Below are 15104 nucleotides of genomic sequence, written 5' to 3'. Positions count from 1 at the left end.
AGTTTTTCTGCCCCATTTTTTGTATCTTAAAGTGTCGAAAGAAAGATACCAAGATGCTTATTCAACAACAGCAGATCCAGTTCAGTGCATATTCAGGGTTATACGATCTGATCGTTCCGAAAGACAATCTTTTGCGGAAGATCAATGACCTGGTCGATTTTACCTTTATCTATGATGAACTGGTTAGTAAGTATTGCATTAATAATGGCAGGACAGCAGAAAGTCCTGTACGGATGTTCAAATATCTGCTATTGAAAACGGTCTACACCGTTTCAGATGTTGATGTGGTGGAACGTTCGCAGTATGATATGTCCTTCAAATATTTCCTGGATATGTCGCCCGAGGAAGGGGTTATCGATCCCAGTTCATTGACCAAGTTTAGAAAGCTGCGACTAAAGGATAATGATCTGTTAAACCTGCTCATCAATAAAACAGTCGCAATAGCCATTGAAAAAGGGATCATCCGTTCCAAGTCCATTATCGTCGATGCCACGCATTCCCTGTCAAGGTCAAATCCCTATTCAGCATTGGAGGTATTACGGGAGCGTTCAAAGCTGCTCCGCAAAGCGGTGTATGCCATAGATGAAGATATGAAGGCCGGTATGCCGGAAAAGAACACCACGGGCGAATTGGAAAAAGAACTGGCCTATTGTAGTGCATTGGAAAAGTATATTGAAGCCGATGGGCCGTTAAGCCAGATACCTGCGGTAAAAGAAAAGCTGAACCTGTTGAAGGAGACGGTGGCAGATACGCAGGAGCACTATACGTTATCCAAAGACAAGGATGCCAAAACAGGCCACAAATCGGCTGATAGCTCTTTCTTTGGTTACAAGACCCATTTGGCGATGACCGAAGAACGCATTATTACCGCTGCGGTGGTCACATCTGGTGAAAAGGGAGACGGCCCGGAACTTTCCAAACTTTTGAAGATCAGCCAGCAAAATGGCATTGAAGTAGAAACGATCATCGGCGATTCGGCTTATTCGGGAAAAGAAAATCTTGAAATGACAGGCGAACAAGATATCAAGATGGTGGCTAAACTAAACCCATCCATCACTCAGGGGGGCAGAAAAGAAGAAGACAAGTTCGATTTCAACAAAGATGCTGATATGTTCGTCTGCCCGGCAGGGCACCTATCCATTAGGAAATCGCGCGGAGGCAAAAAACACACCGGTACGAATCAAGTACATACCTATTACTTTGATGTTGAAAAATGCAAAGTCTGCCCATTGAGAGAAAACTGTTATAAACCCGGGGCAAAAACGAAGACTTATTCGGTCAGTATCAAATCAGACACACACCTTGGGCAAATGGCTTTCCAGGAAACGGAAGAATATAAAGCGGGCATCAAACACAGATATAAGATCGAAGCCAAGAACAGTGAGCTAAAAAACGTTCATGGTTACGACCGGGCGATAGCCTATGGCATTGAAAATATGCAGATGCAGGGTGCATTGGCTATCTTCACAGTCAATCTGAAAAGGATCATCAAACTGATAGCTTAAAACCCTTGAACAGAGATGATTAGCCATCCTCCAGCACCAAAATTGGCCCATATCAGCCTCAATGAATTACCTCCGCAAAATAATCAAAACAAAAAAAGCGACCAAGTAAAAGTTGCCTTTCTCTTGATCGCCTTTAGTGATCTTTATTATTGTATTACTTTTTCAGTGCCCTCGTAAACCAGGGCTTCTTTTTGTGGTTATTGAGCTACATCTGCGTAGCTTGTGCCAATACGTATCTTTTTAACAATATGGGTTGCCTGTGAAGCATCGCCGCCATATACGCCCCATTTTGGATCGCAGTAGTCGCTGTCGAAAGTACGGCAGTAGTAACGCTGACTACTATTAGTAAACGTTTGTTTTACCCCGTTATACCATAATTCAATATAGCCATCGGTGGCGCTATCTGATAACTTTATGCGTAAGACAAAGGATTGCCAGGTACTTACAGCAAGCGGGATTGACCAGGGAACGCTGGCCACGTGATTAATATCAAAGTATTGCAGCTCCAGATTCCCATTATTGGTGCGCAGCATTAAAGGATGATTAGCTGTAGTACTGGTAGGATATGATTTCCACTGGAATACCGCATCCGTTTTTAACGAGGCAGGCATATACAGTTTGTCTGTCCAGCCGATGTAAAACTCTGAGCCAATTTGTGCCTGGTAGTTTTTGGCACCATGACCTTCGGTACGATGACTGCCTGCCGGTTTGGTAAATTGCCAGCACAGGGTGTTGGTTTCATCATTCACGGTTGTCATGGCACCTGAGCCCTCAATATTCACGTCCTTCCATACATTGCCTGAGCCGAGAGATGCATCACCGTTAAATAACAGCGACATGGTGGACAATTTTCCATTGGTTTGTGCAGCAACATCTCCATTACCTGTGGAATTGGTTTTTACATCTTTGGTGCATTGAGATAGCAGTAGCACGCAACCTGCCCCCAAGGCAGTTGCCATTAGTTGAATTTTTCTCATTCTTCTTTAGTTTATAGATGGTTTATAATATGTTACGCAACCGGTTGTGTAAATATATAAAATTAATTCACAAAAGAATTTTTATTGCAATTTATTGTGTGTCAGAAAGATTATTTATAGCGGGAATAATGATAAATTAGATGATTTTCCAGAATACACATACAAGGTAAGCATGAGCATAGAGGATCGTTATAAATTAAATAAGGAAATTACTTTAATTGACATAGCAAACGAATTAAACGTTTCTAAAAGTACGGTATCACGGGCGCTGCAGAACCATCACTCCATTGGTGCGGCTACCAAGAAAGCTGTACAGGAACTGGCCGAAAAATATAATTACCAGCCCAATGCCATTGCTGCCAGCTTGTTTAAAAAATCAACCAAAACCATAGGGGTCATCGTCCCTATCTTATCGCATTACTTTTTTTCGACGGTAATAGCCGGGATTGAGGATGTGGCCTATAAAGCAGGTTATAAAGTGATCATTTGCCAATCGCACGAGTTGTACGAAAGAGAGGTGATCGTATCCAAAACATTATTATCGGCCAAGGTAGATGGACTGATCGTGTCCGTTTCAAAAGAAACCGTCAACATGGATCATTTTCAGTCGTTTTTGAACAAGAATATTCCCCTGATTTTCTTCGATCGATTGCCCGCCGGTATTCAAAGCAACAGCGTATCGGTTGATGACTATGAAGGTGCCTTTAAAATAGTAGAGCATTTGATTGAGCAGGGCTGCAAAAGGATAGCCCACTTTGCCGGGCCATTAAATATTGCACTGGCACAAAACCGATTGCAGGGATACAAAGACGCTTTGAAAAAGCATCATATCCCCATAAATAACGAGTTGATCTATGAATGTGGTTTTGAAAGAACCCAGGGAGTAGCCACGACGGAAAAAATGCTCAGTGATCAGGTTTCCGTCGATGCCATATTTGCGGTTTGCGATCCGGTGGCTATCGGTGTGATGCTTACCTTAAAGCAAAAGGGGATAAACATACCGCATGACATCGCGGTTGTTGGTTTTAATGATGACCCTACTGCTACGGTTATTGATCCTCCCCTAACAACTGTTGCACAACCAGCATTTGAAATTGGCGTGGCCGCAGCTGATATTTTCTTAAAACAGGCTACTGATCCTGGCAGCGGATATATAAAAGAAATATTAAAAACGAATTTGGCTATCAGGCAATCGAGCATTTTGAAAAACCCTAATCAATAACGCGATCTCTACAGAGCCCAATTTCAGTCCTGCATGATTTCTCTGTATAGCAAAGAGATTATTAATGTTGTGTTCGTTTTTTACGGTATTAATGAGCTCCCTGCGGTCGGTTGTCTTCGTCGTTCCTCCTCCTCGCAATGACAATATTTTAGTAGCAGAAAAGGTCACAATTTCTTGTGACCTTTTCTGTTTTATTAATAAATATATATCAAGCTATTTCCAGTTTGTTCTCTTTGTAGTAACCTGACTTTAGTTTTTCAGCCATTTCGCTATAGGCGTCTAACGTGCGTTGTACATCCTCTAAAGAATGGGCGGCGGTTGGTATGATACGCAGTACGATCAATCCTTTAGGGATAACCGGATAGATCACAATGGAACAAAAGATACCGTAGTTTTCGCGCAGATCGCGGGTAAGACTGGTAGCTTCAAACAGGTCGCCTTTTAAAAACACAGGGGTAACCATAGTATTGCTGGCGCCTAGGTCAAAACCACGCTCTTTTAAACCCTTTTGGAGGGTTGAGGCAATGAGCCATAGCTTTTCGCGTAACTCAGGTTTTGATTTTAATAGTTCAAAGCGCTTTTTTAAGCCTATTACCATTGGCATTGGCAATGCCTTGGCAAAAGTTTGTGACCGCATATTATAACGCAGGAAATGAACTATCTGCTCATCGGCAGCTACAAAAGCGCCAATGCCAGCCATGGATTTAGCAAAAGTGGCGAAGTACACATCAACACCATCAATGCAGCCTTGCTCTTCGTGCGTACCGGCACCGGTTTTACCCATGGTTCCAAAACCATGCGCGTCATCAACCAATAAACGAAAATCGTATTTCTTTTTAAGTTCTATAATTTCTTTCAGCTTGCCCTGAACGCCCGACATCCCAAAAACACCTTCGGTGATCAGCAGGATACCACCGCCGGTTTGCTCGGCCAGACGGGTAGCACGTTCCAGTTGCTTTTCACAGCTTTCTACATCGTTATGCTGATAAACAAAACGTTTGCCCATATGCAGGCGCACACCGTCAATGATACAAGCGTGTGATTCGGCATCATAAACAATAACATCGTTCCTGTCAACCAGCGCATCTATAATGGATACCATACCCTGGTAACCATAGTTCAATAAAAAGGCAGCTTCTTTACCTACAAAAGATGCCAGGTTGTTTTCCAGCTCTTCGTGATGGATGGAATTACCAGACATCATACGCGCTCCCATAGGGTAAGCCATACCATAATCGGCAGCGGCTTTTGCGTCGGCTTCCCTTACTTCGGGGTGATTGGCCAAACCCAGGTAATTGTTCAGGCTCCAGATCAAATGCTCTTTGCCATTGAACTGCATGTGCGGGCCGATCTCTCCTTCCAACTTAGGGAATGTAAAATAACTGTGCGACCATTTTTGGTGCTGACCGATGGGGCCGCCAGAGTTTTTTGTTATTTTATCAAATAAATCCAAAATAGTATGCTTTTGTAGATAGTATTTTAAAATACAAATATAGCCGTTTATTCAGTTCGCAGCAATAGTTATAACTTTTTAGAATAGGTTATAACTGAGTGGAAGGAGCGAGGATTATTGGAACAAGGAATAAGGACAAGAATCGAATTTGTTTTAAACAAGAACAGGAAAGTTATCTGAAGATTTTTCTTGTGATAACTTTCCTGTCTTTATTGTTGTGGTTTTCAGTCCTTGTTCCTTTATCTCTTTATCCTTGCTCCTTAATCAGCATTATCATGCAGGAAAGAGTTGTTCTTGCGGATCTCGGTATTACCCTCGTTATCCGGCATCAGGCTAAACCTGGAGATCTGGCTTTCGTCAGACTGCGGGGTTTCCTGCAGCGCTATTTCCTTGCGTTTGTAGGCCGGTACATTTTCCAGTTCCTGTATGTTACCGCTGCGCAGTTTCATGCTCAGGTCCTTCAACCTCATGATACGCTCGCGCGATTTTTTCAGCTGCTCCTCGATAGATTCATTTGTTTTATGATCATCGGCACCTACCACAGGCTCCGGTTCTGGAGCGGGAGCCGGTGGCTCGGGCATTCTTTCTTCTTTAACAGGCGCGTATGATTCCGGTTCACTCATTTTAAAGGTAAAGCCCGCGGTATCCTGTTCGTTATCTTCCTCAGCTTCCTCTTCATCCAGATTATACCTCATCACCACTTCTTCTTTTTCTTCAGAACGGCCCGCGGCAAACATATCAAACAAGCCTGTTTGTTTTGGCTCGTCCTTTGGTTTAATATAAGGCTCGGCTGTAGCAGTGGCTTTATTAACCGGGTTGATAAATTCATTTACCGGTTTTACCAAAGGTTTAGCCTCAGGCTCCAGCATAGAAATGATCTTTTTGTTACTGTTCTCTTTTTCGCGCTCATCCTTGGTTTGGAAACCGGTAGCTATGATGGTAACCGATAGTTGGTCGCCCAGGTTATCATCCACGCAATTACCCCATATCAGGTCGGCAGCTAAGCCGGCTTCTTCCTGTATGTAATCGGTAATGATGCTCACCTCGTCCATGGTTACTTCATGTATACCAGAGCTGATGTTGAGCAATATATATCGTGCACCTTCAATCTCATTATCTTTTAACAACGGTGATGCCAGCGCACCTTCAACCGCTTTTAAAGCACGGTTCTCGCCTTCGGCAGAGCAGCTGCCCATGATGGATACACCGCTATCTTTCATTACGGTGCGCACATCCTTAAAGTCAACGTTGATATAACCCGGTAAGGTTATGATCTCGGCTATGCCTTTAGCGGCAGTTGTTAATATATTATCGGCTTGTGCAAAAGCAGAGCTCATGGTTAAGTTGCCGAAGATCTGGCGTAACCTGTCGTTTGATATCACCAGGAATGAATCGACGTATTTTTTCAGCTCTTCCAAACCGGCGTCGGCCTGCATTTTACGGCGTTTACCTTCAAATGAAAACGGAGTGGTAATAATACCTACCGTTAATATATCCATTTCGCGGGCCGCTTTGGCAATGATAGGGCTTGCGCCTGTACCGGTACCACCGCCCATACCTGCTGTAATAAACAACATTTTGGTATTAACACCCAGCATCTGCTTAATATCGTCGATATTCTCAATAGCTGAGTTTTTGCCCACCTCGGGTATTGAACCGGCACCCATCCCTTCAGTAAGACTTGCGCCCAACTGTACCTTGTTAGGTATAGGACTTAACTCCAGCGCCTGGGCATCAGTGTTGCAAATTATAAAGTCAACACCGGTAATTCCCTGCCTGTACATATGGTTCACCGCGTTACCGCCGCCACCGCCAACACCAATTACTTTGATGATTGACGATTTTTCTTTTAACATCTCAAACTGCATAATCTTCGTTTTCAGCTATATGTGATTCAACCAATATTTAGATTTTACCATCGTAATAATAGTACTTTTTCCACAAAGGTTTTCCACAATTGTCAATAATGTGGAAAAGTTGCGTTATGTGAATAATTTTGTGAGTGGTGAGCAGTGAATGGTGAGTAGCATGGCACTACTAACTACTCACTACTCTCCATTCACTATTCATCTATTTCAAAAAGTCCTCATCATTTATATCATCCTTTATAAACGTGATGCTTTTTTTCAGCAATCTGTCAAACAAACCACCTTCTTTTTTGGGCTCGTATTTTGGTTTTTCTGTTCTTGTATCTGTTGCAGGCGCCGCGGTCATGTACTCCGTTTTCTGGATACCTTTTATCAGCAAACCAATGCCTGTTGCAAAGGTCGGGCTCTGCAGCTCCTCATAAATATTTTTTGGCAGCACTTCGTTTTTGGCCAGGTGCTCGGTTGGGTAACCTACACGGCAATCAAGCCCGGTAACAAACTCTACCAGTTGACGTAAGTGTTTCAATTGCGCGCCGCCACCGGTTATAACGATACCTGCTATCAGTTTTTTCTCGTAACCTGATGATTTGATCTCGTAGTATACATGCTCTACAATTTCTTCCATACGGGCCTGTATCACGTAAGCCAGGTTTTTTACAGAGATCTCTTTTGGCTCGCGACCACGTAAACCGGGTACACAAACTATTTCGTTCTCTTTATTTTCATCAGCCAGGGCCGATCCAAACCTTACTTTTAACTGCTCGGCTATGTTACGCATTACCGAACAACCCTCGCGGATATCTTCAGTTACGCTGTTACCACCAAATGGGATCACCGCGGTATGACGGATAATACCTTCGTGGAATATGGCCACGTCGGTAGTACCACCACCAATATCTACCAGCACCACACCTGCTTCTTTTTCCTCTTCGCTCAATACCGATTCGGAAGAAGCTAATGGCTCCAGGATCAGGTCCTGGCTATCCAGGCTGGCCTTATTAACACATTTCACAATGTTTTTAATAGCCGTAACCTGGCCGGATATGATGTGGAAATTTGCTTCCAGACGCACACCTGCCATACCGATCGGGTCTTTGATACCCGGCTCGTTATCTACCGTAAACTCCTGCGGCAACACGTGGATGATCTCCTCGCCCGGAGGCATCACCAGGTTGTACATATCCTCAATGAGTTTATCGATATCCTTACGGCCAATTTCTGATTGCAAGTCACGACGGGTTATCAATCCCCGGTGCTGCAGGCTTTTGATATGCTGACCTGCAATACCCACAAATACCACTTTGATATCTACATTGGATTGCGCCCCGGCCACATCAACGGCCTGAGAGATCCCTTGTACTGTTTTATCAATATTTGATACCATACCACGGGTAACACCCGCAGATTCGGCCTTGCCAATTCCTAATACCTCAATCTTCCCGTTCTTGCTCCTGCGCCCAACAATGGCGCATATTTTAGTCGTCCCGATATCCAATCCTACTACAATTGGCGAACTTTTGTCTTGAGTTGAGCTTTTGTCCATATTCCTAATTTATTTGAGATGTATCCTTTTCCATTTTTGCAGAATCGGGCTTCAGGCTTTTGGCCTTACTTGCTTTGATCGAATCTGCTTTCATATTTTCATTTTTAATACCAACCACCTGGCCGGAGTATTTTATATTTATAGTGCTGTATTTATCCCAGCCCACCTTTGGCAATACCTGTTTATAAAACGCTATCAGGTTTGCAAATTTCACCTGCAGCGAATCGGCATTACCGATCAATATTCTTTGGCTCCCTACACGCGGGATCAGTTCAATTTCATGGTCTTTATTAACATACAGCTGTGCTATCTGCGCGTCCCATAAGGAGTCCTTGCGGATATAATCGGCGGCCAGGAACAAGTCCTTGGCCAATTTGGTATGCAAAGAGTCCACATGGTTGGTAAACAGCTCGTCTATAAAACCATTGGCCACCAGTACCCTGGCGGTAAAGTTTGGCGACAATGGGATCTTTAAACCATGCTGATCAACATAAAAATCCATATCATAATGGTTCATGATACGCAGTATTGGCTGGCGCTGACTTACTTCGACACGTAGGACACCATCCATCTCCGTATAAACCTTGGCAAATTCAATAAATGGATTCGCTCTGAGCTTATTTTCCAGGTCCTGTATATCTATTCCTTCCAGTTTGCGCCCTATTAGTGTATGACTGCTGGTTTGCAAGATCTGGTCTACCTCCTGCTTATCAATAAAATACTGACTGCCGGGGATATTCACTTTTACGGCCGTGCAAATAACACCGGCCTTTTTTATTTCAATAAAACTCATGAGCGCGATGAGGCCACCCAGGCAAACCACCCAGGCAGAAATGATCAACACACGCTTCCAAATGAGTTTTCTATTCATTGCTCAATATTTCTTTTAAAGCGTTTACCAAAGTATCAATATCACCGGCGCCTACGGTCAGTAATAATTCGGGCTTTTCATGGGCTACCGCATTCAGCGCTTCCTGTCTGCTCAGTTTCCGTTTATTTTGCAGCTCCATCCTGTTCAGCAGCATTTCTGAATTAACGCCCTCAATAGGCAATTCACGTGCCGGATAAATATCCAGCATGATCAATTCGTCAACCATATCCAGCACCTCGGCAAAGCCTTCGGCAAAATCACGTGTGCGGGTATATAAATGGGGCTGAAAAATGGTGGTCAATTTTTTTTCAGGATACAGTTTTTTTACTGAGGATATGCATGCCCTTAATTCCTCAGGGTGATGCGCATAATCATCAATATAAATATGCTGTGGTGTTTTTACAATATATTCAAACCGGCGTTTAACACCCCTGAATGATCCAAGCGCACTTTTTATAGCCTCTGTATCGACATCCAACCGCAAAACAGCCTCAATAGCTGCAACCGCGTTCTCCACATTATGCGTGCCGGCTATACCCATCCTGATGTTTGGGATAGTAACATCAGCATTGATGAAATCGAAATAAAAATCGCCGTTCTCGATACGTACGTTAGCCGCATGTGCATCGGCAGCAGCATCACTAAGCGCGTAGGTATAACCGGTATCCAAAGGCAATCCCTTTTTATGCACCAGTGTGCCGCCGCTTTTGATCTGCGAGGCAAACAGTTGGAACGATTCGGTTAAATGAGCATGATCGCCATAAATATCCAGGTGATCGGCATCCATCGATGTGATGATAGCCACATCCGGAAACAGAGTAAGGAACGAACGGTCGTATTCATCAGCCTCTACCACCATCACATTGTTTTTACCATACAGCACATTGCTTTGGTAATTGGATGATATACCACCCAAAAATGCCGAGCAATCGTTACCAGAATCTTTCAGGATATGCGCTACCATGGTTGATGTGGTAGTTTTACCGTGCGTGCCGGCTACCGCTATGGTAAAGGAGCTTTTACTGATCAAACCCAAAACCTGTGAGCGTTTGAACAACTCAAATCCCTTATTTTTAAAATAGTTTAATATAATCGAATCCTTAGGAACGGCCGGCGTATAAATAATCAAGGTATCATTGCTGAGTTGCTGAAAACTCATCGGGATCCAATCGGCCCGGTCATCAAAAATGATCCGTATACCTTCATTATGCAAATCGTTGGTCAGGTCAGTCGACGTTTTATCATAACCACAAACAACACACCCTAAATGATGGAAATAACGAGCCAGGCCGCTCATCCCGATGCCGCCTATACCTATAAGGTAAACTCTTTTGATGTTATGCAGTTCCATTGTTTTAATTTTAAAAAAGGCCCTCCTCTTTTTGGGGAGAAGGAGGACCATAATTTTAATTGTTGTTGTTTATTGTTATTTTTAATAATTCGTGTGCTATAACCTCGTCAGCATCAGGCATAGCCATTTTGCCAATATTAGTACCCAGTTTCTTTTGTAAATTTCTGTCGTTTAATAATTCAATTGCTTTATCAACCAGCTTTTCTTCGGCATCCCTGTCGGCCAGAAAAATTGCCGCATCTTCCTCTACCAGTGCCAGTGCGTTTTTAGTCTGATGATCTTCGGCCACATTAGGCGAAGGCACCAGGATCACCGGCTTTTTAACCATGCACAACTCGGCAATGGTACCTGCGCCGGCGCGTGATATAATGATATCGGCAGCGGCATAAGCCAGATCCATACGGGTTAAAAACTCCCTGATCTTCACATCAGGGTGATGGTCTTCACCTAATTTTTCAATGATCTGTTTATAATAGAACTTGCCGGTTTGCCATATTACCTGCACATCGGCAGCAATCAATTTATCTAAACCAAGGGCTATGCTGTTATTTAGCGTACGTGCACCAAGGCTTCCACCGGTTATTAATACTGTTTTTTTAAATGCCGAAAGCTTAAACAGCTCCAGCGCCTGCATATGCTTACCAGCCACGTTCACCGAATCACGACGGATGGGGTTACCTGTTTTAATAATTTTTTCGGCAGGAAAAAACTTATCCATGCCATCAAAGGCCACACATATTTTCTGAGCGTTTTTACCCAGCCACTTATTGGTGATACCTGCATAGGAGTTTTGCTCCTGTATGAGGTAGGGTATATTTTTCAGCGAAGCAGCATACAATAACGGCCCCGAAGCATAACCTCCAACACCAACCGCCGCGTCGGGTTTAAAATCCTTAATAATTTTAAGCGCCCGGCGCACACTGTTCATTAGTTTGATGGGGAACATCACGTTTTTCCAAAGTGATTTACGTTGTATACCCTGAATATCCAGACCAATGATCTTATAACCAGCTGCCGGAACTTTTTCCATCTCCATGCGCCCGTTAGCGCCCACAAACAATATCTCGATAGCCGGATCAATATTTTTTAAAGCATTGGCAATAGCAATAGCCGGGAAGATATGTCCTCCTGTTCCGCCACCGCTTATGATTATTCTCTTTGCCATTTTTTTAAACTCTAAAAACTAATTCTAAATAGTAAATTCTAAACTCTAAAAACTAAATTCTAAATAGTAAATTCTAAACTCTAAAACCGTAACTCACTAATTCACTAAATCAATAATTCACTAATTAACCTTATGCCGTCCTGATCTCTCCTACCACTACTTTTTTGGGTTCCTCAATATCACGGCTAACGGATAATATGATACCAAACGCCACACTGGTAAATAATATCGATGTACCACCCATACTCACAAATGGTAAAGGCACCCCGGTTACAGGACCCAAACCTACAGCCACCGCCATATTTGCAAATGCCTGTATAGTTAAGCTAAAACTTAAGCCGCAGGCCAATAACGCTCCAAATGCCTTTGGAGCCTTCGTCACGATTTTTATGCATCTGTATAGTAAAAACAAGTAAATGCCTATTAAGGCAAACCCGCCTACAAGTCCATACTCCTCAATAATAATGGCGTATATTTCGTCGGAGTAGGACTCTGGCAGATAATTTCTTTCAGTACTGTTACCCGGGCCTTTGCCAAATATTCCGCCGCTCGCGATAGCTATCTTGGCATGATCTGATTGGAACGACTTATCGGGCTTAGCCTGTTCGGGATGCAGGAATGTACTTACACGGGTAGCATACATGTGCCGGCGTGGCCCCAAAAACAAAACACCCATTAATAATATAAACCCAGCCGCACAAACCACCGCTATTTGTTTAATGCTGATACGACCGATGATCAACAGTAAAATACTTACCCCAAACAGCATCAACGCTGTTGAAAGGTTGGCCAGCGCTATGAGTATAAATACCAGGCAAACAGAACCCATAATAGGCAGGAAGGATTCTTTAACATCCTTAATATTTTCCTGCTTGCGCGATAGTGTACGCGCCAGGTAGGTGATCAAAGCCAGCTTAGCCAAATCGGATGTCTGAAAGCTGAGGCCTATCACCGGGATATTGATCCAACGGCTGGCGTTATTGATGTGGCTACCAAATACCAGAGTATATAGTAATAACGGGATAGTTACGATCATCATGATCTTGGAGATACCGGCATAGTAACGATAGTCGAGCTTGTGCGAGATATACATCAGCGCGATACCACCCACCACCATAGCCAGGTGTTTCATCAGGATCGACTCCACCCCAACGCCACGTTTATAAGCCAGCGTACCGGTTGAACTGTATACCGCCAACAGGGATATAACAGAAAGCAATATGACTATAAGCCATATCCAGCGGTCGCCTTTTGTATTACTGAGTATCCTGTGCATATGATTCATGTATGTGCAGATATGCGAATGTGCAGATGTGCAGATATTTTTTTAATGTGTTGATGAAATTATTTTTCCTAATACTTTTATTATTGATTTTATATAATCGTACAGTTCCTCTTCAAATGGATAATTTTCTGCATTCTTGCATAGCATTAACCAATATTCTGTTTCCTGTGCTTCTTTGTATGCTATTTTACATTTGTGCCTAAAATCAGTTTTACTTTCTGCTCCTTGTGCTTCCTTGATATTAGCTCCTATTGATGTACCACTTCTAAACAGTTGATTAGCCAGATTAAATCTTTTTTGTGATTCAAGCACTTCTGTAAATGCTATAATCTTTAAAGAAAAATTGAAGGTTAAATCAACAATCAAATTCGGCTTTTCATTCATTAATACTCATTTTTTTCATTTGCACATCTGCATATTCGCACATCTGCACATCTGAGATTATAATTCCCTTACCGCGGCTTTAAATTGATTGCCTCGATCTTCATAATTTTTAAACAGATCAAAACTGGCGCATGCCGGTGATAACAATACGGTATCGCCTTTTTCGGCCAGGTGAAACGCCACCTGCGCGGCCTCTTGTGCCGAGCCTGTGTTCACGATCACTTCCACATCATCTTCAAAAGCATCATGGATACGTTTGTTATCCTTGCCTAAACACACAATAGCTTTTACCTTCTGCTTTACCAGTTGTTTCAACATACTATAGTCATTGCCCTTGTCAACACCACCAAGGATCAACACTACATCAGTTGTCATGCTTTCCAATGCATACCAGGTTGAATTTACGTTGGTAGCTTTAGAGTCATTAATAAAGCTGATACCGGATATTTTACCAACCGACTCCAGTCTGTGCTCGATATTTTTAAAGCTGCCCATACTCTCCCTCATCGATTCATTGCGCAATTCGAGCACTTTTGCAACAATACCTGATGCCATGGAGTTGTAAATGTTGTGCTTACCCTGCAGGGCTAATTCTTTAATTGACATTTGAAAATGTTCTTGTTGTGTGTTGATGACAATATTGTCGTTTTCGAGATATGCTCCCGGTTTAATCGTAGTTTCAATTGAAAAGGGTAACTGCTGCGCTTCAAACGTACGCCCGGCCATTCCTTTGATGGTTTCCGGATCATCGGCACAATAAATAAAATAATCGGCCGAGGTTTGATTTTGCGTAACACGGAATTTTGATGCCGCGTAGTTTTCCAGCTTGTAATCATACCTGTCTAAATGATCAGGCGTAATATTGAGCAAAACAGCAATGTCAACCTTAAACCTGTACATATCATCCAGCATAAAGCTGCTTAGCTCCAACACATAATATTCAAATTTCTCCGTAGCCACCTGGTAAGCAAAACTTTTACCAATATTGCCCGCCAAACCCACATTTAATCCCGCGTTTTTAAGGATGTGGTAAGTTAAGCTGGTGGTAGTGGTTTTCCCGTTTGAGCCTGTGATGCCGATAATCTTTGCATCGCAATACCTGCCTGCAAATTCTATCTCTGAAATAACAGGGATGCCTTTTTCACGTAACTTTTTAACAATAGGCGCTTTCTCCGGTATCCCCGGACTTTTAATCACTTCAACTGCAGCTAATATTTCTGCCTCGGTATGCTGGTTCTCTTCAAAGCGGATCTTCCAGTCCTGCAGCTGCTTCTTATAATTATCGGCAATAGCCCCAAAATCCGAAACAAAAACATCATAACCCTGCTGTTGGGCAAGGTATGCCGCCCCCACACCGCTTTCGCCTGCGCCGAGCACAACAACCCCCCCCGCCCCCTGAAGGGGGTGCTTTTGATTGGCTATGTTTTTGTTATCGTTCATTTCTTGTCTTATTCTTCTCTTTCTTTACTTTATTTCTTCG

The 15104-nt window shown here is 43.0% G+C and carries 12 protein-coding genes; 2 read left to right on the top strand and 10 right to left on the bottom strand.

Features of this window, described 5'->3' with window-relative positions; genetic code table 11:
* The first annotated feature begins 53 nt into the window (after positions 1 to 53).
* A complete protein-coding gene (locus ACNURT_RS07025; protein WP_419698415.1) occupies positions 54 to 1505 on the top strand; it encodes an IS1182 family transposase in 1452 nt (483 codons plus the stop codon).
* Positions 1506 to 1702: 197 nt separating this feature from the next.
* Here the strand turns inward: ACNURT_RS07025 and ACNURT_RS07020 are convergent, their stop codons facing one another.
* Complete coding sequence (locus ACNURT_RS07020; RefSeq protein WP_419701134.1) at positions 1703 to 2482, bottom strand: heparin lyase I family protein; 780 nt, start codon at positions 2480 to 2482, stop codon at positions 1703 to 1705.
* 172 nt (positions 2483 to 2654) lie between these two features.
* Between ACNURT_RS07020 and ACNURT_RS07015 the strand changes: the two genes are divergently transcribed.
* Positions 2655 to 3704 carry a LacI family DNA-binding transcriptional regulator gene (locus ACNURT_RS07015; RefSeq protein WP_419701133.1) on the top strand — a complete coding sequence of 350 codons (1050 nt, stop codon included), beginning with the start codon at positions 2655 to 2657 and terminating at the stop codon, positions 3702 to 3704.
* Between the two features lie 208 nt (positions 3705 to 3912).
* Here the strand turns inward: ACNURT_RS07015 and ACNURT_RS07010 are convergent, their stop codons facing one another.
* The 9 genes from ACNURT_RS07010 to murD form a co-directional block, all read right to left on the bottom strand.
* Positions 3913 to 5157 carry an aminotransferase class I/II-fold pyridoxal phosphate-dependent enzyme gene (locus tag ACNURT_RS07010; protein WP_419701132.1) on the bottom strand — a complete coding sequence of 415 codons (1245 nt, stop codon included), beginning with the start codon at positions 5155 to 5157 and terminating at the stop codon, positions 3913 to 3915.
* A gap of 260 nt (positions 5158 to 5417) precedes the next feature.
* A complete protein-coding gene (ftsZ, locus tag ACNURT_RS07005) occupies positions 5418 to 7025 on the bottom strand; it encodes a cell division protein FtsZ (protein WP_419701131.1) in 1608 nt (535 codons plus the stop codon).
* Positions 7026 to 7227: 202 nt separating this feature from the next.
* Complete coding sequence (gene ftsA / locus ACNURT_RS07000; protein WP_090473201.1) at positions 7228 to 8568, bottom strand: cell division protein FtsA; 1341 nt, start codon at positions 8566 to 8568, stop codon at positions 7228 to 7230.
* Positions 8569 to 8572: 4 nt separating this feature from the next.
* Entirely contained in the window at positions 8573 to 9439 is an 867-nt protein-coding gene (locus ACNURT_RS06995) for a cell division protein FtsQ/DivIB (RefSeq protein WP_419701130.1), read from the bottom strand.
* Positions 9432 to 10790: a UDP-N-acetylmuramate--L-alanine ligase gene (murC, locus tag ACNURT_RS06990; protein ID WP_419701129.1), complete on the bottom strand. Its 1359-nt coding sequence runs from the start codon at positions 10788 to 10790 to the stop codon at positions 9432 to 9434. Before murC ends, ACNURT_RS06995 begins: the two co-directional genes overlap by 8 nt.
* Before the next feature lie 55 nt (positions 10791 to 10845).
* On the bottom strand, positions 10846 to 11955 hold the full coding sequence (gene murG, locus ACNURT_RS06985) for an undecaprenyldiphospho-muramoylpentapeptide beta-N-acetylglucosaminyltransferase (protein ID WP_419701128.1): 1110 nt from the start codon (positions 11953 to 11955) through the stop codon (positions 10846 to 10848).
* Positions 11956 to 12085: 130 nt separating this feature from the next.
* Positions 12086 to 13231 carry an FtsW/RodA/SpoVE family cell cycle protein gene (locus ACNURT_RS06980; protein ID WP_419701127.1) on the bottom strand — a complete coding sequence of 382 codons (1146 nt, stop codon included), beginning with the start codon at positions 13229 to 13231 and terminating at the stop codon, positions 12086 to 12088.
* 51 nt (positions 13232 to 13282) lie between these two features.
* Positions 13283 to 13624: a four helix bundle protein gene (locus ACNURT_RS06975; RefSeq protein ID WP_419701126.1), complete on the bottom strand. Its 342-nt coding sequence runs from the start codon at positions 13622 to 13624 to the stop codon at positions 13283 to 13285.
* Positions 13625 to 13681: 57 nt separating this feature from the next.
* A complete protein-coding gene (gene murD / locus ACNURT_RS06970) occupies positions 13682 to 15064 on the bottom strand; it encodes a UDP-N-acetylmuramoyl-L-alanine--D-glutamate ligase (RefSeq protein ID WP_419701125.1) in 1383 nt (460 codons plus the stop codon).
* Positions 15065 to 15104: the final 40 nt, after the last annotated feature.

It is taken from the genome of Mucilaginibacter sp. NFX135 (assembly GCF_048565145.1).
Lineage (GTDB): Bacteria > Bacteroidota > Bacteroidia > Sphingobacteriales > Sphingobacteriaceae > Mucilaginibacter.
This window is presented reverse-complemented; position numbering and strand designations above follow the sequence as displayed.